Annotated in this window: 18 protein-coding genes and 1 other RNA gene; 7 read left to right on the forward strand and 12 right to left on the reverse strand. The window is 73.3% G+C overall.

Annotated features, from left to right (window positions below; all coding sequences use genetic code 11):
- Positions 1 to 70: 70 nt before the first annotated feature.
- Complete coding sequence (locus IE272_RS02490; RefSeq protein ID WP_050357912.1) at positions 71 to 973, forward strand: glycosyltransferase family 2 protein; 903 nt, start codon at positions 71 to 73, stop codon at positions 971 to 973.
- Between the two features lie 82 nt (positions 974 to 1,055).
- Here the strand turns inward: IE272_RS02490 and rnpB are convergent.
- Positions 1,056 to 1,464, reverse strand: an RNA gene (rnpB, locus tag IE272_RS02495) — RNase P RNA component class A.
- A 54-nt stretch (positions 1,465 to 1,518) separates the two neighbouring features.
- Positions 1,519 to 2,097 carry a Uma2 family endonuclease gene (locus IE272_RS02500; protein ID WP_190006147.1) on the reverse strand — a complete coding sequence of 193 codons (579 nt, stop codon included), beginning with the start codon at positions 2,095 to 2,097 and terminating at the stop codon, positions 1,519 to 1,521.
- A gap of 152 nt (positions 2,098 to 2,249) precedes the next feature.
- On the opposite strand from IE272_RS02500, the gene IE272_RS02505 reads away from it, so the two are divergent.
- Both IE272_RS02505 and IE272_RS02510 read left to right on the forward strand, forming a co-directional pair.
- Complete coding sequence (locus IE272_RS02505; protein WP_190006148.1) at positions 2,250 to 2,996, forward strand: MerR family transcriptional regulator; 747 nt, start codon at positions 2,250 to 2,252, stop codon at positions 2,994 to 2,996.
- A 41-nt stretch (positions 2,997 to 3,037) separates the two neighbouring features.
- Positions 3,038 to 3,919, forward strand: a complete 882-nt coding sequence (locus tag IE272_RS02510; RefSeq protein ID WP_190006317.1) for a hypothetical protein — start codon at positions 3,038 to 3,040, stop codon at positions 3,917 to 3,919.
- Here the strand turns inward: IE272_RS02510 and IE272_RS02515 are convergent.
- A complete protein-coding gene (locus IE272_RS02515) occupies positions 3,870 to 5,318 on the reverse strand; it encodes an RNB domain-containing ribonuclease (protein ID WP_056706604.1) in 1,449 nt (482 codons plus the stop codon). The genes IE272_RS02510 and IE272_RS02515 overlap by 50 nt on opposite strands.
- A 184-nt stretch (positions 5,319 to 5,502) precedes the next feature.
- Between IE272_RS02515 and yaaA the strand changes: the two genes are divergently transcribed.
- Both yaaA and eda read left to right on the forward strand, forming a co-directional pair.
- Positions 5,503 to 6,303 (forward strand): peroxide stress protein YaaA, encoded by an 801-nt coding sequence (yaaA, locus tag IE272_RS02520; RefSeq protein ID WP_190006149.1) that lies wholly within the window; start codon positions 5,503 to 5,505, stop codon positions 6,301 to 6,303.
- A gap of 76 nt (positions 6,304 to 6,379) precedes the next feature.
- Entirely contained in the window at positions 6,380 to 7,030 is a 651-nt protein-coding gene (gene eda / locus IE272_RS02525; protein ID WP_047176337.1) for a bifunctional 4-hydroxy-2-oxoglutarate aldolase/2-dehydro-3-deoxy-phosphogluconate aldolase, read from the forward strand.
- A gap of 92 nt (positions 7,031 to 7,122) precedes the next feature.
- On the opposite strand, the gene IE272_RS02530 is transcribed toward eda, so the two are convergent.
- The 5 genes from IE272_RS02530 to IE272_RS02550 all read right to left on the reverse strand — a co-directional run bounded on the left by IE272_RS02530 (position 7,123) and on the right by IE272_RS02550 (position 12,049).
- Positions 7,123 to 7,908, reverse strand: a complete 786-nt coding sequence (locus tag IE272_RS02530) for a sulfite exporter TauE/SafE family protein (RefSeq protein ID WP_190006150.1) — start codon at positions 7,906 to 7,908, stop codon at positions 7,123 to 7,125.
- 16 nt (positions 7,909 to 7,924) lie between these two features.
- On the reverse strand, positions 7,925 to 9,301 hold the full coding sequence (locus IE272_RS02535; protein WP_190006151.1) for a bifunctional RNase H/acid phosphatase: 1,377 nt from the start codon (positions 9,299 to 9,301) through the stop codon (positions 7,925 to 7,927).
- A complete protein-coding gene (locus IE272_RS02540) occupies positions 9,301 to 10,044 on the reverse strand; it encodes a zinc ribbon domain-containing protein (RefSeq protein WP_179889976.1) in 744 nt (247 codons plus the stop codon). Before IE272_RS02540 ends, IE272_RS02535 begins: the two co-directional genes overlap by 1 nt.
- Positions 10,041 to 10,877 (reverse strand): Nif3-like dinuclear metal center hexameric protein, encoded by an 837-nt coding sequence (locus IE272_RS02545; RefSeq protein ID WP_056706612.1) that lies wholly within the window; start codon positions 10,875 to 10,877, stop codon positions 10,041 to 10,043. Before IE272_RS02545 ends, IE272_RS02540 begins: the two co-directional genes overlap by 4 nt.
- Before the next feature lie 128 nt (positions 10,878 to 11,005).
- Positions 11,006 to 12,049: an ABC transporter substrate-binding protein gene (locus tag IE272_RS02550; protein WP_190006152.1), complete on the reverse strand. Its 1,044-nt coding sequence runs from the start codon at positions 12,047 to 12,049 to the stop codon at positions 11,006 to 11,008.
- A 211-nt stretch (positions 12,050 to 12,260) separates the two neighbouring features.
- Between IE272_RS02550 and IE272_RS02555 the strand changes: the two genes are divergently transcribed.
- A complete protein-coding gene (locus tag IE272_RS02555; RefSeq protein ID WP_190006153.1) occupies positions 12,261 to 13,652 on the forward strand; it encodes a hypothetical protein in 1,392 nt (463 codons plus the stop codon).
- A gap of 539 nt (positions 13,653 to 14,191) precedes the next feature.
- On the opposite strand, the gene IE272_RS02560 is transcribed toward IE272_RS02555, so the two are convergent.
- The 4 genes from IE272_RS02560 to IE272_RS02575 form a co-directional block, all read right to left on the reverse strand.
- Positions 14,192 to 15,139 (reverse strand): 3-oxoacyl-ACP reductase, encoded by a 948-nt coding sequence (locus IE272_RS02560; RefSeq protein WP_190006154.1) that lies wholly within the window; start codon positions 15,137 to 15,139, stop codon positions 14,192 to 14,194.
- Positions 15,140 to 15,173: 34 nt separating this feature from the next.
- The gene (locus IE272_RS02565; RefSeq protein ID WP_190006155.1) at positions 15,174 to 16,250 is read right to left on the reverse strand and encodes a Zn-dependent alcohol dehydrogenase; all 1,077 of its coding nucleotides are present in this window, start codon (positions 16,248 to 16,250) and stop codon (positions 15,174 to 15,176) included.
- A 48-nt stretch (positions 16,251 to 16,298) separates the two neighbouring features.
- On the reverse strand, positions 16,299 to 17,153 hold the full coding sequence (gene chsH3 / locus IE272_RS02570) for an enoyl-CoA hydratase ChsH3 (RefSeq protein ID WP_057662312.1): 855 nt from the start codon (positions 17,151 to 17,153) through the stop codon (positions 16,299 to 16,301).
- Positions 17,154 to 17,372: 219 nt separating this feature from the next.
- Entirely contained in the window at positions 17,373 to 18,848 is a 1,476-nt protein-coding gene (locus IE272_RS02575) for an MFS transporter (RefSeq protein WP_050357897.1), read from the reverse strand.
- 114 nt (positions 18,849 to 18,962) lie between these two features.
- Here IE272_RS02575 and IE272_RS02580 point away from each other — a divergent pair, with 114 nt between their 5' ends.
- Positions 18,963 to 20,690, forward strand: a complete 1,728-nt coding sequence (locus tag IE272_RS02580) for a BCCT family transporter (protein WP_190006156.1) — start codon at positions 18,963 to 18,965, stop codon at positions 20,688 to 20,690.
- Positions 20,691 to 20,692: the final 2 nt, after the last annotated feature.

Consider the following 20,692-nt stretch of genomic DNA (forward strand, 5'->3'; position numbering starts at 1 on the left):
GAGGCGTTACGATCGCGGGCACCGCAGCCGACCAGCAGCCGCACGGCAGCCGAGCCCAGGAGTACCGAACTTGTCCGCACCACGCATCGGCGTATCCATCGTGACCATGGGGGACCGCCCGCAGGCGGTCGAGGCGCTGCTGGCGTCGGTCGCCATGCAGGACGTCCGGCCCACCCGGCTCGTGATCATCGGCAACGGGACGGCCCTCCCGGACTTCACCGCGTTCCCCGGCCTGGAGGACCTCGACGGCGGGGTGACCACCATCGAGCTGCCGGAGAACCTCGGCTGCCCGGGCGGCCGGAACGCCGGACTGCGCCGGCTCGCCGAGATCGGCGACGTGGACGTGGTGATCGAGCTGGACGACGACGGGCTGCTGGTCGAGAAGGACGTCTTCCGCCGGGTTCAGGACCACTTCGCGGCCGACGACCGGCTCGGCATCGTCGGCTTCCGGATCGCCGACGAGCACGGCGAGACCCAGCGGCGCCACGTGCCCCGGCTGCGGGCGGGCGACCCGATGCGCGGCGGCCCGGTCACGGCCTTCCTCGGGGGCGGCCACGCGTTCTCCATGAAGATGCTGGAGCAGACCGGCCCGTGGCCCGCCGAGTTCTTCTTCACCCACGAGGAGACCGACCTCGCCTGGCGTGCGCTCGACGCGGGCTGGAAGGTGCTGTACGAGCCCGAGCTGCTGCTCCAGCACCCCAAGACGTCCCCGGCCCGGCACGCGGTCTACTACCGCATGACGGCCCGCAACCGCGTCTGGCTGGCCCGCCGCAACCTCCCCCTCCCCCTGGTCCCCGCCTACCTCGGCACCTGGACCCTGCTCACCCTCGCCCGCACCCGCGACCCGAAGGGCCTGCGCGCCTGGGCGGGCGGCTTCGCCGAGGGCGTCCGCACCCCGTGCGGCGAGCGGCGCCCGATGCGCTGGTCCACGGTGTGGCAGATGACACGGCTGGGCCGGCCGCCGGTCATCTGACCGGGGGAACAACGCGCCGAAGCCGTGCACGGGGGCCGAGCCGCCCGGTGGGGCGCGCGGCGGCCGGGGCCGGGTGAGGCGGCAGACGAGTCGGGCTGTACGCCGGGTTCTGTCTCCCGGTCGCCTCGCGGCGGCCGGGGAGACGGCCATCCATCTAGGGCCGGCATTGCTGCCGGCCTCGTGCGGTCTACCCGTGAACTCGGGCGAGCAGCCCTCGAACGTTCACGCAGGGCCGTCCCGTTTCCGGGGCGCCCCCTCTTGACCTTGCTCCGGGTGGGGTTTACCTAGCCGCCTGAGTCACCTCAGGCGCTGGTGGTCTCTTACACCACCGTTTCACCCTTACCCGGGACCGAGGTCCCGGGCGGTCTGTTTTCTGTGGCACTGTCCCGCGGGTCACCCCGGGTGGCCGTTAGCCACCACCCTGCCCTGTGGAGCCCGGACGTTCCTCGGGAGGTCCCGAAGGAGCCTCACGCGGCCGTCCGCCCGGCTCGTCTGCCGTGATCGCCATCCTACCGGGCTGTTGGAGGTGGCCCCGACGACGTCCCTCAGCCGAAGTCACCGGTCTCCAGGTCGAAGGCGAAGGGCTCGGGCAGCGGGAGCGGTTTCCCGTACGGGATCGTGAGGAGCTGGCGGTAGTCGTCGTTCTCCGGATCGCTGAACAGCGTCACCGAGCTGTCGTCCCGGTCGATCAGCAGGTAGAGCGGGATGCCACCGCGGGCGTAGCAGCGACGCTTGGCCTCACGGTCGGCCTGCGGCTTGGTGGAGGTCACCTCCACCACCAGGGCTACGCCTTCACAGGGCATCCAGGGGTCGGCGCCGCGGAAGATGCGAAGTCCCGTGGGAGCGAACGTGCCGTCGGGGACGGCGTGGTTGCTGGGGCGGCCTTGGCTCGTCGGGAGCTCCAGTCCTTTGTTTCCGGAGAAGTCCATGTCGGTGCGGGACTTCCTCAGCACCTGTTTCAGGACCACGTTGATGCAGTCCTCGTGGTCCCCGTCCGGCAGCGGCCTTACCACGATCTTCCCCTCGATCAGTTCCGCCCGGAAGCCTTCCGGCATCCCCAAAAGCAGGAACCCCTCCAGCAGGATCCCTGCCTGCGTGGCCTGGTCGTATGTCCCGGCAGCCATGCCACTCCCCTTCCTCGGTCGCCCACCAGCATGTGACAGAGGAAGGCTGGTGGTCCGCGAGATCGGGTCCTCTTCGCCCGATCGTGGCAGGGCCCACTGTGGGAAGGGCCGGTGCTTGACCTTGTCGCAGCGTCAACGTTTCTACTGGCCGTATGCGTATCGGAGAGATCGCCGCGCTCGTGGGAGTCACTTCCCGGGCCGTCCGGCACTACCACCACATCGGCCTCCTGCCCGAGCCCGCCCGGCAGGCCAACGGCTATCGGGCGTACACCGTCCGCGACGCCGTGCTGCTGGCCAGGATCAGGCGGCTGTCGGAGATCGGGCTCTCCCTGGACGAGGTGCGGGACGTGCTCGCCGACGACGCGGGGCGGGAGCTGGCCGAGGTGCTCGGGGAGCTGGACGCCGATCTGGCGCGGCAGGAGCGGGAGATCCACGAGCGGCGGCAGGTGCTGGCCGTGCTCCTGGAGGCGCCGCTCACCTCGGACGGGCCGCTCTCCCCCGCCCTCGCCGCGCTGTTGGAGCACGCGCCCGCCACCACGTCCCCGGCCGCCGCGAAGGACCGCGAGCATCTGTCGTTGCTGGACGCGGCGGGCGACGGCGCCGGGGCCGAGTTGCTCGCCGCGCTGCGGCCGTTGGCCGAGGCCCCGGGGGTGCTCGTGCTGTACGAGCGGCTCGACGAGCTGGCCGGGGCCGGGGTGGACGACCCGCGCATCGCGCCGCTGGCGGCCGAGCTGGTCGCCGCCGTGCCGGACGAGGTCCTGGCGATGATCCCTGAGGGTGAGCCGTCGACGACGGGGCTCGGGCGGGTGCTGCTCGACGACTACCCGCCCGCGCAGCGCGCGGTGGTGAGCCGGGTGATGGAGGCGCTGGCCGAGCGGGTGCGGGGGAGGAACGCGTGAGTACCGGGAAGGCGGCGGGCCTGCGGGCCGCGCGGGTCGCGATGTGGGCGGTGCTGCCCGGGGAGCTCGCGCTGGCGGTATGTCTGGTGGCCGGGGTCCGGATACCCGATGCCGTTCTGCTGGGGGCCGAGGCGCTGGTCGTGGGGGTGCTCGCGCTGGAGGTGTGCGTCATGTGGCCGCTGTACGCGGCACGGCGGCGGGCCGGGGACCGGCGCCGGGAGGCCGCACTCTCCGCGGTGCGTGCCGTGGTGCCGGTGGCCGTGCGGCGGCTGCTGGTGCACGAGTTCCGGGCGCTGCACAGTCTCGGGCTGTGGGTCCTGCGCCGCCGCCACCGGATTCCGGAGGGGGCCCGGCCGTTCTCGTACACCGAACCGCAGACCGGGATCATGTGGACGTTCGTCTTCGTCTCCGTCGTGGAGACCGTGGTGCTGGCCCTGGTGATCCCCTGGCCGCTGGTCCACGCGATCCTGCTCGTGGTGGACGTGTACGGGATCGTCATCGTCCTCGCCCTGCAGGCGGCCTGCGTGACCCGGCCGCATCTCGTGGAGGCGGACGGTTCGCTGCGGCTGCGCTACGGCGCCCTGTTCGACCTCCGGGTGCCCGCCGCCGTGATCGCCGCCGCCCGGGTGGACCGGCGCTTCCCGGGCGGCGGGCTGGTCCGGGTGGACGGGGACGGGACGCTCGATCTGGCGGTGGGGAGCCAGACGACGGTGACCGTGGAGCTGACGGAGCCGGTGGAGTTCGTGCGGCCGCTCGGCCGGCGCGGCAGCGCCCGGACGCTCCGGTTCAACGCGGATGATCCCCGGGCAGCCGCCGCGGCTCTCGTGAAGCCCACGCCCACGGCCCCGCCCATGCCCGCGCCCACTCCCCCGCTCACGCCGGAGCGAACAGCACCGTCCTCGACGCCGGACCCGCCTGCGTGAGCCGGACCCGCAGCCGCTCCCCCAGCGGGAGCGGGGCCGTGCCGCCCTCGATCCGGCCGACGATCGCCGGGTCCCGGAGGTGGACCGTGCCGGCGGCGGGGTCGCGTTCCTGGACGTCGACGACGTACGCGTCGAAGAGCTCGCCCACGCGCCCCTCCAGCAACGCCGCCTCGACCAGGTCGACGCAGGCCCGCTCCACGGTGTTGGCACGGCGCGTCCCCTCGGCCATCTCCTTCGGGAGGGCGGGGAGGGCCTCCCGTACCCACGCGGGAGGTTCTTTCCCCGCAGTCGCGGCGAGGCAGAGTTCGGAGGCGTACCGGTCGACGAGGCGGCGCAGCGGCGCGGTGCAGTGCGTGTAGAGGTCGGCGACCGCCGCGTGCACGGCGGGGTCGGGGAGTTCGCCGTCGTCGAAGGCGGTGTAGCCCGCGCCGCGCAGCAGGGTGGTGCACTCCTGGAGGAACGCCGCGTGGTTGCTCCTCGTCGGGTCGAGGGAGCGGACGACCTCGGCGTACGGGACGTGGTGCGGCCAGTCGACGCGCAGGGCGTGGGCGGAGCGCCGCAGCCGGGCGACGGCTCCGTCCGGGGCGATCGGCAGGGTACGCAGGATGCCGGTGCCCGTGTCGGCCATGAGGCGGGCGGCGGCCATGCCGGTGAGCAGGGAGATCTGGGCGTTCCATCCCTCGGCGGGGAGTGCGGCGCGGTAGGCCAGGCCGTAGGAGCCGCCCCGTTGGACGATCTCCTGTTCGGGGACGTTCAGCGAGATGCCGCCCCGGGCCACCTCCTGTTCCTCGCGCAGCCGTCCGATGTCCCGCAGCAGGGCGAGGGGTTCCTCGGCGGCGCCCGTGTCGAGCTGCCGCTGGACGCCCGCGTAGTCGAGCTTCGCGCGGCTGCGGACCAGGGCCCGGGTCACGTCGGCGTGGACGGCCCGCCCGTCGCCGTCCAGGTCGATCCGCCACAGCGCGGCCGGGCGGGTCTCGCCGGGGAGGAGGCTGGCGGCGCCCTCGGAGAGGACCGGTGGGTGGAGGGGGATCCGGTCGTCGGGGAAGTAGAGGGTGGTGACCCGGCGGTGGGCCTCGGCGTCGAGCGCGCCGCCCGGCCGGAGAAACGCGGCGACGTCCGCGATGGCGTAGTGCACCCGGTAGCCGCGCCCGTCCCGGCGGCGCTCCAGGTGCATCGCCTGGTCGAGGTCCGTGGAGCCGGGCGGGTCGATGGTGAGGAAGGGCAGGTCCGTGGCGTCCTCGTGGGCCGACAGGTCCGGGGCGCGCGCCGCTTCCGCCGCTTCCGCGAGCACCTCGGGCGGGAAGGCTCCGGGCAGGTCGAGCTCGGTGCGCAGCGCCCGCAGGGCGGCCCCGAGCGAGCAGTCGGCTGCACCGGTCATACGCAGGTGGCGGCGGGGCATGGCCCGAGCGTAGGCCGAGCGGGGACGGGCGGCATCCGGGGCGCTCGCGGTGGAGCGCGGACCGGGGGCGCGGTCCTCGCCGTACGGGGGCCGGCGCCCCGTCCCCGTACCCTTGCCGGGGACCCGGAGAGCCCGCACGCCGACCGGGTCCGCGCTTGCGCCGTACGTACGAAGGAGAACCGCCGTGCTCGTGCTGTTGCCGCCCTCCGAAGGAAAGGCCGCCTCGGGGCGCGGGGCTTCGCTGAAGCCGGAGTCGCTGTCGCTGCCGGGGCTCGCCCCGGCCCGTGCGGCGGTGCTGGACGAGCTGGTCGAGCTGTGCCAGGCGGACGAGGAGAAGGCCCGTGAGGTGCTGGGCCTGAGCGTGGGGCTGCGGGGCGAGGTCGGCAAGAACACCGAGCTGCGCACCGCCGGGACCCGTCCGGCCGGGGAGCTGTACACCGGCGTGCTGTACGACGCCCTCGACCTGGCCTCGCTGGAGGCGGACGCGCGGCGGCGGGCGGCGAAGTCGCTGCTGGTCTTCTCGGGGCTGTGGGGCGCGGTCCGGATCGGCGACCGGATTCCGCCGTACCGCTGCTCGATGGGGGTGAAGCTGCCCGGTCTCGGTGCGCTCGGCGCGCACTGGCGCACCCCGATGGAGACCGTGCTGCCCGACGCCGCCGGGAACGGGCTCGTCCTGGACCTGCGGTCCTCGGCGTACGCGGCGGCGTGGAAGCCGGCGGGCGAGGTGGCCTCGCGCACGGCGAGCGTGCGGGTGCTGCACTCCCAGCTGGTGGGCGGGGTGGAGAAGCGGTCCGTGGTGAGCCACTTCAACAAGGCGACCAAGGGCCGGCTGGTGCGCGATCTGCTGGTGGCGGGTGCGCGGCCCAAGGGCCCGGCGCAGTTGGTGGAGGTGCTGCGGGACCTCGGGTACGTGGTGGAGGCCGAGGCCCCCGCGCGGGCCGGGCGTCCGTGGTCGCTGGACGTGGTGGTGACGGACATCCACTGACCACCCCCGACGAGCACCGTTGCGCACTGCGCAACGCTCGTTGCAGATAGTGCCTTGGGCGCGGCAGGATGACCCCATGACCTCCTCTGCCGCGCCCTCCGCCCCGTCCGACGCCTCCGTGCTGGATCTCGCGCCCGTCGTCCCCGTCGTCGTCCTGCACGACGCGGCCGACGCGGTGCCGTTGGCGCGGGCGCTGGTGGCGGGCGGGCTCCCGGCGATCGAGGTGACCCTGCGGACGCCCGCCGCGCTGGAGTCGATCCGGGCCATGGCCGCCGAGGTCCCGGGCGCGGTGGTCGGCGCGGGCACGGTGATCTCGCCGGAGCACGTACGCGACACCGTCGACGCCGGGGCCCGGTTCCTGGTCAGCCCGGGGTGGACGGACGCGCTGCTGGAGGCGATGAAGGCGTCCGGGGTGCCGTTCCTCCCCGGTGTCTCGACCACCTCCGAGGTGGTGGCCCTGCTGGAGCGCGGGGTACGGGAGATGAAGTTCTTCCCGGCCGAGGCGGCGGGTGGCACGGCCTACCTCAAGGCCCTGTCCGCACCGCTCCCCCAGGCCCGGTTCTGCCCGACCGGCGGCATCTCGCTCGCCTCCGCGCCGTCGTATCTCGCGCTGCCCAACGTCGGCTGCGTGGGCGGCAGTTGGATGGTGCCGGGCGATGCGGTGGCGGCGAAGGACTGGGACCGGGTGGCCCGCCTGGCGGCCGAGGCGGCGGCGCTCGGCGCGTAGCCGCGAAGGCGCCCTCGCCGCCCCCGCGGGCGGCGCTCGCCCCGTGGCCCTGCGCGGGCGGGGCCCTCAGCAGTCCCGCGCGGGCGAGGCCCTCAGCGCAGGATCTGTACGGCGTAGAGCCCGCCGACACCGAGGGCCAGCACCCCCAGCAGCAGCCGCAGCGCCGTCTCGGGGAGGCGGGGCTGGAGGCGGGCCCCGAGGTAGCCCCCGCACAGCCCGCCGAGTCCGCAGGCCAGGCCGAGGGACCAGTACGGCGCGATGTCACCGGTGGCGGTCAGGGACAGCAGCGCGTACGTCCCCGCGCCGACGGCCGAGGTCACGAAGGTGGCGGCGAGCGCGGCCGGGGCGACCTTCGCCACCGGCATGCCGCGCCCCACCAGGATCGGGCCGAGGAGCGATCCGCCGCCGATCCCGTAGATCCCTCCGGCCACACCGACCGCCATGGCCAGCCGGGTGACGGCGCGGGCCGAGGGCTCCCGCTCGGGGGCCGTGCGGGTGGCGCGGCGCAGGGTGCGCAGGCAGAGCCAGCTTCCCAGCGGCAGCAGCAGGACGGCGATGAGCAGCCGGAACACCGTCGGGCCCGGCACCGCGAACACCCGGATCACCGCGCCGACGACGACGCCGGGAACGGTGCCCAGGACGAGCAGCCTGGTCAGCGGTCCCCGCAGGGTGCCGGCCCTGTGGTGCCGCAGCAGGGCCCCGGGGCCCGCCACCACGTTGTAGAGCAGGTTGGTGGGGGTGACCGCCGGGCTGGGCACCCCGAGCACGCTGATCTGGACCGGCAGCAGGAACACCGCGCCGGAGACGCCCACCGGCGCGGTGGCCACGGAGATCAGCATCCCGGCGGCGAACCCGAGCAGCCCGGTCGACCAAGTCATGGGGCCCGTGCTCCCGCTAGCGCAGGTGGGACGTGTCGTTGAGCAGGCGTACGGAGGCGTTGCCGTCCGCGTAGTAGGCGACCGTGGAGATCGAGGCGGCCGACAGCTCCATCCTGAACAGCGCCTCGGGCGGGGCTCCCAGGGCGAGCCGGACGAGCGTCTTGATCGGGGTCACATGGGTGACGAGCAGGACCGTGCGGCCCGCGGAGCGGGCGACGATCCGGTCCCGGGCGGCCGCGACCCGCTCGGCGACCTCCGCGAAGCTCTCGCCGCCGCCGGTCGGGGCGGTGTCCGGGGAGGCCAGCCAGGCGGTCAGGTCGTCGGCGTACCGCTCCCGTACCTCCCCGAAGGTCAGGCCCTCCCACGCGCCGAAGTCCGTCTCGCGCAGGCCCTCGTCGATCCGTACGTCGAGGCCGAGGCGGTCGGCGACGGCCGCGGCGGTCTCGCGGCAACGGCGCAGCGGGGAGCTGACGATCTCCTGGACGGTGCCCAGGGCGGCGAAGTGCCCGGCGGCCCGCTCGGCCTGGCCCCGGCCGGTGGCGGAGAGTTCGGGGTCGGTGCCGCCGCTGCCGGAGAACCGCTTCTCGGGCGTGAGGGCGGTCTCGCCGTGCCGGAGCAGGACGAGCGTGGCGGGCGCGCCCAGGTCGGGGGCCGAACCCCAGCCGGTCTGCGGGACTCCGGCCTTCTGCTGCGGGGCTCCGGCCTTCTCCGACGCGGTTCCGGCAGGCTGCCCGGGGGCCGGTGCGGAGACCGGCGCCGCGGGGACCGCGGTGTCCGGCACCCCGGGCTCCGGCACCGGGAAGAGGGTGTCGGCTGCGCCGCGTGCGGCGGCGAGGGCCGCACGGGCCTTGGCCGCGCCCGCGACCTGGTCGCCGGGCGGGCCCTGGACGGGCGGCAGGGTGCTCGGGGTGCGTGCCGGGGCGTCCAGGACAGCCGTCGAGGCGGACGCCTCCCACTGCCTGCCGTCGCGGCCCGCGTCCATCGCCTCGTTGGCGAGCCGGTCCGCGTGCTTGTTCTGCGCGCGCGGGATCCACTCGTACGTCACCGAGGACGGCGGCAGGACCGCGGCGGCGCGGGCCGCCAGCGGCTTCATGTCGGGGTGCTTGATCTTCCAGCGCCCCGACATCTGCTCGACGACCAGCTTGGAGTCCATCCGGACGTGGACCCGCAGCGCGTCCCCCGCGTCCGGGAACAGCGCCTTCGCGGCGGTCAGACCGGCGATCAGGCCCCGGTACTCGGCGACGTTGTTCGTCGCGACGCCGATGTACTCGGCGGTCTCGGCGAGGGGTTCGCCGGTGGCCGGGTCGATGACGACCGCACCGTAACCGGCGGGCCCCGGGTTGCCCCGGGATCCGCCGTCGGCCTCGACCACCACCTGGCGCGCGGCGCTCATTACAGGCCCGACTCCGAGGTGCGGACCAGGATCCGGTGGCAGTTCTCGCAGCGCAGGACCGTGTCGGGGGACGCGGCGCGCACGTCGCCCACCTCGGCCATGTTCAGCTCCAGCCGGCAGCCCTCGCAGCGGCGCTGGTAGAGCCGGGCGGCGCCGACCCCGCCCTGCTGGGCGCGGAGCTTGTCGTACAGCTTCAGCAGGTCGGCGGGGATGACCTCGGCGACGACCTGGCGGTCCTTGGTCACCGTGGCGGCCTCGGCGTCCAGCTCGGCGGTCGCGGCGTCGCGGCGGGCGGTGGCGTCGTCGACCTTCGCCTGGACGGCGGCGACCCGCTCGGTCAGCTCGGCGACCCGCTCCTGGGCGCCCTCACGGCGCTCCATGATCTCCAGGACCACGTCCTCCAGGTCTCCCTGGCGCTTGGCGAGCGAGACGATCTCGCGCTGGAGGCTCTCCAGGTCCTTGGGCGAGGAGACCGCGCCGGAGTCGAGGCGCTGCTGGTCGCGGACGGCACGCTGGCGCACCTGGTCGACGTCCTGCTCGGCCTTGGTCTGCTCGCGGGTGGTGTCGCTCTCCTCGGTGGTGGAGGCGACCAGCAGGTCACGCAGCTGGGCGAGGTCGCTGCTGAGCTGCTCGATCTCGGCGTGTTCCGGCAGCGAGGTGCGCTTGTGGGAGAGCTGGGCGAGACGGAGGTCGAGGGCCTGGACGTCGAGAAGTCGGATCTGGTCGGCGGGCGCGGCGTTCAGTTGGGGGCTCCAGAGGAATGGTGGGTGGTCCAGGGGTCGGTGACCTGCTTCGAGACATGGACCCGCAGGTCCCATCCGTGGCGGTCGGAAAGCGCGTCGAGCTGGGCGGCCGCCTGCTCGCACCAGGGCCATTCGGTGGCCCAGTGGGCGGCGTCGACAAGGCCGAGCGGCGAGTGCTGCACGGCCTCGGACGCCGGGTGGTGGCGCAGGTCGGCGGTGAGGAAGGCGTCGACGCCCGCGGCGCGCACGGCGTCGAAGAGGCTGTCGCCGGAGCCGCCGCTGACGGCGACGGTGCGCACGAGCGCCTCCGGGTCGCCGGCCAGCCGGATGCCCTGCGCGGTGGCGGGGAGCCGGGCGGCGGCCCGGGCGGCGAAGGCGGCCAGGGTCTCGGGGTGGTCCAGTTCGCAGATCCGGCCGAGTCCGCGCCGGCCCTCGGGGTCGGTGGGGTCGGGGACCAGGGGCCCGGTGATCCGCAGGTCGAGGGCGCCGGCCAGGGCGTCGGAGACGCCGGGGTCCGCGGTGTCGGCGTTGGTGTGCGCGACGTGGAGCGCGATGTCGTGCTTGATGAGGGTGTGGACGACCCGGCCCTTGAAGGTGTCGGCGGCGACCGTCGTCGTCCCGCGCAGATAGAGCGGGTGGTGGGTGACGATCAGCTGGGCGCCGAGCTCCAGGGCCTCGTCGGCGATCTCGCGGACCGGATCGACGGCGAACAGCACCCGGTCGACCTCCGTGTCCGGATCGCCGCAGACCGTCCCGACCGCGTCCCATCCCTCGGCCCGCTCGGGGGGCCAGAGGGCGTCGAGGGCGGCGATGACTTCAGACAGACGGGGCACGGGGGAAAGGCTACCTGTCCGGGGTGGTCCGTCGCCCCTGGCCGCCGGACCTGTGCACCAGGACCGGCGGCCGGACACGAATCGTTACTTCACCGGGGCGCCGCGACGCTCCCGTACCGAGGAGGCGGTCACTTCACCAGGTCGGCGCGGAGGTCGTCGAGGACCAGGCCGGCCGAGGTGACGCCGAGGCCCAGGTACCAGGTCTCGTCGGAGACGTCCTTGGCCCGGCCCTCCTTGACGGCCTTCAGGTTCTTCCACAGCGGGTTGGACCGGGCGGTGTCGCGCTGGGTGGCCTTCGGGTCGCCGTAGACGCCGGTGAAGATCCAGTCGGCGTCCGCCTCGTCGATCCGCTCCGGGCTGATCTCGGCGGCGAGGTCGTTGATCTGCTGGTTCTTCGGACGCGGCAGGCCGACGTCCTCGAGGATCGTGCCGATGAACGAGGCCTTGGCGTAGAGCCGGAGACGGTCGGGCATGTAGCGGACCATCGAGACGGTCGGCTTGTCGGCGCCGATGTCGTCGCCGAGCTTCTTCGCCTTGTCCTCGTACGCGGCGAGCGCGGACTCGGCCTGCTTCGTGCGGTCCAGTGCCTGGGCGTTGAGGAGGTAGTTCTCCTTCCAGGTGAAGCCCGGACGGATGGAGAACACGGTGGGGGCGATCTTGGACAGCTCGTCGTACTTGTCCGCGGCGCGGAGCTGGCTGCCGAGGATCAGGTCGGGCTGGAGGCCCGCGATGGCTTCGAGGTTGAGGCTGTTGATCGTGCCGACGCTCTTCGGCGCGCCCGCGCCCTTCTCCAGGTAGGAGGGGATGGCCGCGTCGCCCTCGCTGGGGGCGTAGCCGACCGGCTTCAGGCCCAGGGACACCACGTTGTCGAACTCGCCGACGTCCAGCACGACCACGCGCTCGGGAGCGGCCTTGATCTCGGTCTTCCCCATGGCGTGGGTGACCGTGCGGGGGAACTCGCTGGCCCCGGCGTCGGTGCCGTACGCCGCGGTCTTCTTCGCCGCGTCCGCGAAGTCCTTGCCTCCGGTGGCGACGGCGGCCTTCTTGCCGCCGCCCGCCTCGGACTTCGCCGCGTCGCCGTCCTCGCCGCCACCGCCCCCGCAGGCCGACAGGGAAAGGGCGGCCGCCACGGCCAGGGCGACTGCGGCGGTACCGCGGGGTCGAAGGGACATCACTTGCTCCAGATGGTCCGTGTACGTGCATGGGGCACGGGCCCTTGGTAAGGGCTGCCTCACCATAGACACGCCCACCTTCGACAGCACACCCACCCCCTCCACCTCAGGAGAATCCGGGCATCACCACCCTTATGTGTGAAGTGAGGTGGCTCGTGTTGTTCGGCTGGAAGTGCGAAAACTAGCTTTCGTAGCCGGAGGTGACGAGTCCATGACTGCCTGTGCCATCGAGGGTGGATCCGCCGGGGCCGCCGCGACGGCGGAACCCGAAGCGGAATCCAGAACGGAACCCGACCCGAAGGAGCCCGGAGCGGTATCCGGCCCGGAAGACTACGGAGCGGAACCGGAACCGGAGGGGTCCGGCGACCCCGGGAAGCCCGCCGGGGCGGACGCTCCCGGCCTGCCCGGATCCGCCGCGGACGAGGACGGTCCGGAGGCGTCGTCCGCTGTGGGCGGCCCTGCGGCGCCGGCCGGCGGCGGGCCGCTTCCCGGCGGCTTCACGCTCACCGCGGACGGGGCCTATGCCGCCCGGCTCACCGCGGCCCCCGGCCCGCCGGGCGAGCGCGCCTGGTATCCGGAGCGGTGGACGCTGGACGGGCCCGAGCCGTATGCGGTGCCCCTCCCCCTCGGTCAGCCGGAGGAGCCGGACGCCCAGGTGGCGCCGCTCGCCGACGGGCGGGTGCTGATCCGGCGGCGGGTGGCGGACCGGCAGATGTTCTCGCTGCTCTATCCGACAGGACCCGGGACCGGCGAACTCCTGCTGGGCGCGGTCGAGTGCGCGGAGATGACCCTGTTGCCACCGTCGCCGGACGGCCGGTGCATCTACGCCCTGTCGGCCGGCGAGCACAGCTCGTCGCTCTGGCTGGTGGCGGGCGGAGCGTTCGGGCCCGAGGAGGTCGCGCGGATTCCCGGGCGCTGTTCGGGCGGGGCCTGGCTGGACCGGGCGGGCCGGATGCTGGCGCTGGACCGGCGGGCGCCGGGCGGCGGCCCGGTCAAGGCGGTCGCCGTCGACCTGGGGCGGGGGGCCGAGGTGACGCCGCTGCTCCAGATCGCGCCGGGCAGCGACGACCGGCTGCTGCTCGCGGACGCCGACAGCGGGCTGCTGCTGATCCGCTCGGACGCCCCGGGCCACGACCGGCTCGGCTGGGGCGTGCTGGGGAGCTGTCTGCCGGTCAGGTTCCCGGAGTGCCTGCGCCTCGCGGACGCGACGGTGACGCCGTTCGCGGTGCAGCCGGGCCAGATGCTGATGCCGGAGAGCTGCGCGGTGGCGCTGCGGATCGACGGGGCGGCGGGCAGCTGGGTGGGGGTCTGGCGTCCGGCGGGCCGCCGGCTGCACCAGTTCGCGGCCCCGCTGGGCTGGGCGCCAGGGACCGGGTACTGGAGCCGGGACGGGGTGCTGCGTCTCCCGTACACGAACGGGGCGACCTCCTGCGGCGTGGCGCTGCTGGCCGCGCCGCAGGACGTGGAACCCTCTTCCGTGACCGGCCGTCCGGGTGACGCGGAGGGCGGAACGCAACCGTCCGCCGCCGTCTCCGCTCCTGTCGTGTGTAGGCCCGTTCCGTTGGGGCAGGCGCCTCTGCACCGGGCCGCTCGATCTGACTGAGGCCCACCGGCGATCGGGGGGTGGGAGAAGGAGCGGGGCTGGGGGCGTGCAGCTGCAAGGCGGAGGATTGAGGCATGGCGGAGCCATGGTGATTGACGACAACGCCGCAGATGTGCGCCCCCAGCCCCGCGACGCCGCCCCCCGATCGCCGGTGGGCCTAGGATCGGGACCCTGGGCTGCGCGGCCGTATCGGGCGGGGACCGACGGTGACCACGTCGGATGGCGGCGGGGCTTGCGACACATGTAGGCGCGACACAATCAAGCGATCACAACGGGGTGACTTCCCACATGTCCGAAGCACGGACCGACACGACCCAGCAGCGCCCGACGGGGGCGGACGAGGGGGGCGGAACCGGAGGTTCCGGAAAGCACCGAGGGGGTGCGTCGGCGGAGAACACGTCGGTGCAGCCGCACGGTCGCCACCGCCGGCCCGCCGAGGAGGAATCCAGGGCGGCCTGAGAGCCGCTCGGCAGATGTGCGAAGGAGGGCCCGGACCGGCGGACAGCCGGCCGGGCCCTTCGGCGTGCGGCGCTCCCCCGCTACTGCCGCTTCAGTCCGAGGACTTCGGCGGCGGCGAAGGTCTCGTTCGGCGGCCGGTCCGCGTAGTACGGGGTGAGCAGCCCGTCCAGCTCCGCGAAGGTAAAGGTCTCCTTCACCGCGTCGAACTGGGCGGCCACCCGCGGCCGTTCGACGACGGCGACCATGCCTCCGTGGACGACGAGCAGTTGCCCGTTGACCCCGGCCGCCGCCGGTGAGGCGAGATAGCCGACGAGCGGGGACACATGCTCGGGCGCCAGCGGGTCGAGGGTGCCGTCCGCCGGTTCCTGGAAGCCCGCGAACACGTCCTCGGTCATCCGGGTCCGGGCGCGCGGGCAGATGGCGTTGGCGGTGACGCCGTACTTGGCGAGGGCAAGTGCGGTGGAGGTGGTGAGGCCGACGATGCCGCCCTTGGCCGCCGCGTAGTTGGGCTGGCCCGCCGAGCCCGCGAGGAACGCCTCCGACGAGGTGTTGACGATCCGCCCGTAGACCGGTCCGCCGGTCTCCTTGGAGCGGGCGCGCCAGTGGGCGGCGGCGAAGTGCGTGGTGTTGAAGTGGCCCTTGAGGTGGACGCGGACGACCGAGTCCCATTCCTCCTCGGTCATCGAGAAGACCATCCGGTCGCGCAGGATGCCCGCGTTGTTGACCAGGACGTCGAGCCTGCCGTAGGTGCTGACGGCCAGGTCGACCAGCGCGCGGGCCTGTTCGTGGTCGGAGACGTCACCGAGGTGGGCGACGGCCTGTCCGCCGGCCGCGCGGATCTCGGCGGCGACCTCCTCGGCGGGGGCGGCGGACGCCTCGCCGGAGCCGTCGCGGCCGGGCTGCCCGTAGTCGTTGACGACGACGGCCGCGCCGAGGCGGGCCAGTTCGAGTGCCTCGGCCCGGCCGAGGCCGCGGCCCGCGCCGGTGACGATCGCGGACAGTCCGTCCAGCGGGAGGGGAAGTGACATCGGATTCCTCAACGTCGTTGGTCGGGTGCCGGGTTCACAGCTCGATGCAGGTACGCAGCGACTCGCCCGTACGCATCTGGTCCAGGGCGTCGTTGATCCCGTCCAGCCGGACCCGGTGGGTGATCATCGACTCCAGGTCGATGCGGCCCGCCCGCCAGAGCGCGATGGCCCGTTCGTAGGAGCGCAGGACGTCCCCGCCGCCGTACATGGAGGGCAGGATGCGCTTCTCGTCGAAGAACAGCTCGAACATGTTGACCTGGAAGTTGTCGTCCATGGCTCCGGCCCCGACGACGCACAGGGTGCCGCCCCGGCGGGTGTTCTCGTAGGCGGTGCGGGCGGTGGCGGACTTGCCGACGACCTCGAAGACGTAGTCGAAGCCCTCGCCGCCGGTGATCCGCTGCTTGGCGTCGGCCAGCCCGTCGGGGGCGACGGCCTCCGTGGCGCCGAAGCCGAGGGCGGCCTCGCGGCGGGAGGCGACCGGGTCGACGGCGATGATCTGCGCCGCGCCCTGGACCCGCGCGCCCTGGATCGTGGAGATGCCGACGCCGCCGCAGCCGATCACCGCGACCGACGAACCGGCTTCCACCTTCGCCGTGTTGATGGCCGCGCCGAGGCCGGTGGTGACCCCGCAGCCGATCAGGGCGGCGATCTCGAACGGTACGTCGTCGGGGATCGGCACCGCGCAGCCCGCGCCGACGACGACCTCCTCGGTGAAGGTTCCGGTGCCCGCGAAGCCGAAGACATCGCCGCCGGGGCGCTTGAAGTTCGGGGTGCCCGCGTTCATGAAACCGGCGAGGCACAGCTGGGTCTGGCCGCGCTTGCAGGACGGACAGTCCCCGCAGGCGGGCAGCCAGCAGACGAGGACCCGGTCGCCTGCGTTCAGCCCGGTCACCCCGTCCCCGACGTCGACGACCTCGCCCGCGCCCTCGTGCCCGGGGATGAAGGGGGCGGGCTGCGGAAGGACGCCGCTCATCGCGGAGACGTCGGAGTGGCAGAGGCCGGTGGCGCGGATGCGGAGCTTGACCTTTCCGGGGCCGAAGCCCACCGCCTCCACGTCGTCGAGGACTTCGAGCTTCTCCTGGCCTATCTCGTGCAGTACGGCTGCGCGCATGGGTACGGCTCCCCTCACATCGTCATCTACATCAGGGTTCTGCTGTGCTCAGGAGTGTTCGACGAGCGTGTCGGCGAGGACCGGCGCGTCGTCCCGCTCGGCGGCGGCGACCGTCACCTGGACGCGGCCGTCCCCGGTCCACATCCGGATACGGAGGGTCTCGCCGGGGAAGACCACTCCGGCGAAACGGGTGCGGTAGGCGGTGATCCGGGAGACGTCGCCGTCCAGCAGGGTGTCGGCGACGGCCTTCAGCGTCATGCCGTACGTGCACAGCCCGTGCAGGATCGGCCGGTCGAAGCCGGCCAGCTTCGCGAAGGCGGGGTCGGCGTGGAGCGGGTTCCAGTCCCCCGAGAGCCGGTAGAGCAGCGCCTGGTCCTCGCGGACGGACCGCTCGACGGTGCGGTCGGGGGCCCGCTCCGGCGGGGCGAGCCGGTCGGAGGGGCCGCGCTCGCCGCCGAAGCCGCCCTCCCCCCGGACGAAGATCTGGGCGTCGTTGGTCCACAGCGGGCCGTCGCCGTCGCTCGCCTCGGTACGCAGCACGATGACGGCGGCCTTGCCCTTGTCGTACACCGCCGCGACCTTCGAGGTCTGCACGGCGCTGCCGGTCACCGGGATCGGGCGGTGGACGCGTACGGACTGTCCGCCGTGCAGGACAGCGGCGAGGTCCACGTCGATGCCCTGCGCCCCCATACCGCCGAAGGCGGCCGTGCCCGCGCCCGCGACGGTGGCAAAGCTCGGCAGGACCTGGAGCCGGGACTCCAGGGTGTAGCGCAGTTCGTCGGGGTCGGTGGCGGGGCTGCCCGCGCCGAGACCCAGGTGATAGAGCTGAACGTCCTTGTGGCCCCAGCCGATCTCGGCTCGGCGGGGTTCGGCGGCGAGTGCCGCCCGGGCATCAATGGGCATGACGGAGCAGCTCCTTGATGGTCCTTGCTCGATGGTCCTCGATGGTGGGAAGACCTCGGCACGGCCGTCCGCACCGCCGGCCGCACCGAGGTCGTGCGGTGACCGGCAGGGCACGCCCCTTCTAGAACGCGTTCTAGCCGATGGCCCATGTATAACGCAGGCCACGGAAGTTGGGAAGACTGCTGACGTGTCGTCAGATCATTGCGTGGGGCCCGGGTGTCACCCCGCGGTCGGGGCCTCGACCGGGAGGTCCGCCGGAGGGCGGGGCCTGCGGTGGTTCGGCAGCCAGATCAGCATCACGACCACCCCGGTCAGCAGGACCCCGGTCGCCGTGCGGAAGGCCAGCGCGTATCCGGCGGTGACCTCGGCCGCGTCGCCGGAACCCGCGGTGCGCGCCGCGGCGACGGTGGAGAGCACCGAGAGACCCAGCGCGCCGCCCATGGTGCGGGAGGTGTTGATCAGGCCGGAGACGAGTCCGGCGTCGCCCGGGTCCGCCCCGGAGGTGGCGAGGGTGGCGAGCGGCGTGGAGGCGAGACCGGCCCCGGCCATCATCAGGACGCCGGGCAGACAGATCGCGGTGAGATACGAGCCCCCCACGCCCATCGTGGACTGCCAGCCGAAGCCCGCGGCGGTGATCAGGACCCCGGCGACGGCGAGGCTCTTCGCCCCGGCGCGGACCATGAGGCGGGGGGCCAGCTTGGAGCCGATGATGACGGCGGCCGAGGTCGGCATCAGCGCGAGACCGGCCTGCAACGGCGTGTAGCCCAGGACGTTCTGGGCGTACACGGTCATGAAGTACCACATGGAGAAGGTCGCCGACCCCATGAGCATCATCGACACGTTGGCCGAGGACACGGCCCGTACGGAGAACACGCGCAGCGGGATCAGCGGGACGGCGGTCCGCGCCTCGACCAGCACGAAGGCGGCCAGCAGCACGACTCCGGAGAGCAGCGGCACGAGGGTGGCGGCGGCCGCCCACCCCTCGGCCTCGGTCTGGACGATGCCGTACGCGACGGCGGCGAGGCCCGCGGTGACGAGGACCGCGCCCAGGAAGTCGATGCGGCGGCGGTCGCCCGCGCGGCCCTCGGTGATCCGCAGGGCGGCGGCGACCAGGACGAGTGCGCCGATGGGCACGTTGATCAGGAGGACCCAGCGCCAGGAGAGGGTGTCGGTGAGGACCCCGCCGATGAGCCCGCCGGCCGCGCCGCCGCCCGCGCCGACCGCCATCCAGGTGCCGATCGCCTTCGTCCGGGCCGGCCCTTCGGGCACCGCCGCCGTGAGGATGGTGAGGGTGGCGGGAGCCAGGACGGCGGCCCCGAGACCCTGTGCGGCGCGGGCGGCGAGGAGCTGCCAGCCCTCCTGGGCGAGGCCGCCGGCGAGGGAGGCGGCGGTGAAGACGCCGAGCCCGACGAGGAACATCAGCTTGCGCCCGTAGATGTCGGCGGCCCGTCCGCCCAGGAGCATGAAGCCGGCGAACGCGATCGAGTAGGCGTTGACGACCCACTGGAGGCCGCCCGCGCTCAGCCCCAGGTCGGCCCGCATGGAGGGCAGGGCCACGTTGACGACGGAGACGTCGAGGACGACGAGGAACTGGCCGGTGCAGGCGGCGAGCACGACCGCCCAGGTGCTGGGCCGTATTCGGGACGTGGTCGGCGGGGTGGAGACGGGCGCGGAGACATCAGGCATGAAGGTCATGGTCCCAGGCGGCGAGCGGCCCGTACATCGGGTATCGGGATGCGTGTCCGGAGCGCCGGTCACCGGCGTGGCACATGCCTCATATCGCCTCTTACGCCACCATAGTGAGGCGCTATGAGTACGGAGAACGCCCAGGCGCCCCCCGGCCGGCCCCCCTCCGGCCCCGAGGATTCCGGTTCGGGTCCCCCCGCGGACAGCTCGCCCGACCGGGTGGTGGTGACCGTCGGGGCGGTGGGCGTCATCGGGGTCGTCCTGTGGGCGGCCTTCGGGAAGGACACCTTCGAGAGCGCGTCGGACGCGGCCCTGCCCTGGGTGCTCGGCAACTTCGCGTGGCTGTTCGTCATCGCCGCCGACGTCTTCCTGGTCCTGTGCCTCATGATCGCCTTCAGCCGCTACGGCCGTATCCGGCTCAGCAGGGACGATTCCCCGCCGGAGTTCTCGAACTTCTCGTGGATCGCGATGATGTTCAGCGCCGTCATGGGCATCGGCCTGATCTTCTACGGTGTCGGGGAGCCCGTCTCGCACTATCTGAGCCCGCCGCCCTCCAGCGGGGCCGAGCCGCAGTCGCACGCCGCCGCGAGCGCCGCCATGGAGTACTCCTTCTTCCACTGGACGCTGACGCCGTGGGCGATCTACGGGATCGTCGGCCTGGCGCTGGGCTACGCGAGCTTCCGCAAGGGGCGGGGCAACCGGTTGAGCGCCGTGTTCGTCCCCCTCATCGGCGACCGCCAGGCGAACGGCGTCTTCGGCAAGGTGCTGGACCTGCTCGCCGTCTTCGCCACGGTCTTCGGCACCGCGACGAGCCTGGGGCTCGGCGCGCTGCAGATCGCCATCGGGCTCGATCTGACGGCGGGCCTCGACCAGAGCACCGGAGTCGAACTGGTGGTCATCGCCGTGCTCAGCGCGGCTTTCGTGGTCTCCGCCTTCACCGGCCTGCACGGCGGGGTGAAATGGCTGAGCTCGATCAACCTCGTCGTCGCCGCGGCCCTCATGGTCTTCGTCTTCGCCGCGGGCCCGACCGTCTACCTCCTGGACGTGCTGCCCTCGTCGGTCGGCGGCTACCTGGACCAGCTCATCCCCATGGCCTCCCGCACCGGCGCCTTCGGTGACGAGAGCTGGCTGGGCGCCTGGACGATCTTCTACTGGGCCTGGTGGCTCTCCTGGGCCCCCTTCGTCGGGACCTTCATCGCCCGCATCTCCAAGGGCCGCACGATCCGCGAGTTCCTCCTCGCCGTGCTGCTGGTGCCGAGCGGGGCGACCGCGCTGTGGTTCGTGGTGCTCGGCGGAACCGGCATCCGCCTCGCCGAGACAGGCGTCGTGGACATGGCCGAGAAGGCGAAGGAGGGGACGGAGGCGACCCTGTTCGCCATGCTCGACGCCCTGCCGGTCAGCGCGGTGACGGCCTGGGTCGCGATGATCCTGATCATGATGTACTTCGTCACGAGCGCGGACTCCGCCTCGCTGGTCATGGGGTCGCTGACCAGCCGGGGCGCCCTGCACCCGCGGCGCTGGCTCGTCGTCACCTGGGGCCTCCTCATGGCGGCGGTCGCGGCGGCCCTGCTGGTCGCCGGCGGCCTGGAGTCCCTCCAGAGCGCGACGATCCTGGTGGCCCTGCCCTTCGTCGTGGTGATGCTCTTCCTCTGCTGGTCCCTGCTGCGGGAGCTGCGCACGGATCCCGGGGCCGGCCCGGGGCGCAGCGAGGGCCTCCACGGGATGCGCGACGCGGTGCGCGTCATGGTCGGCGAGGAGCTGGACAACCAACCGGGGGCCCGCCACCGCCATCTGCGCCGGGCGGCCGCGGCCCGCAAGACCACCGAGGACGACCGGGACGCGGAGGGCTGACG

Source organism: Streptomyces anulatus (assembly GCF_014650675.1).
GTDB classification, from domain to species: Bacteria; Actinomycetota; Actinomycetes; order Streptomycetales; family Streptomycetaceae; genus Streptomyces; species Streptomyces anulatus.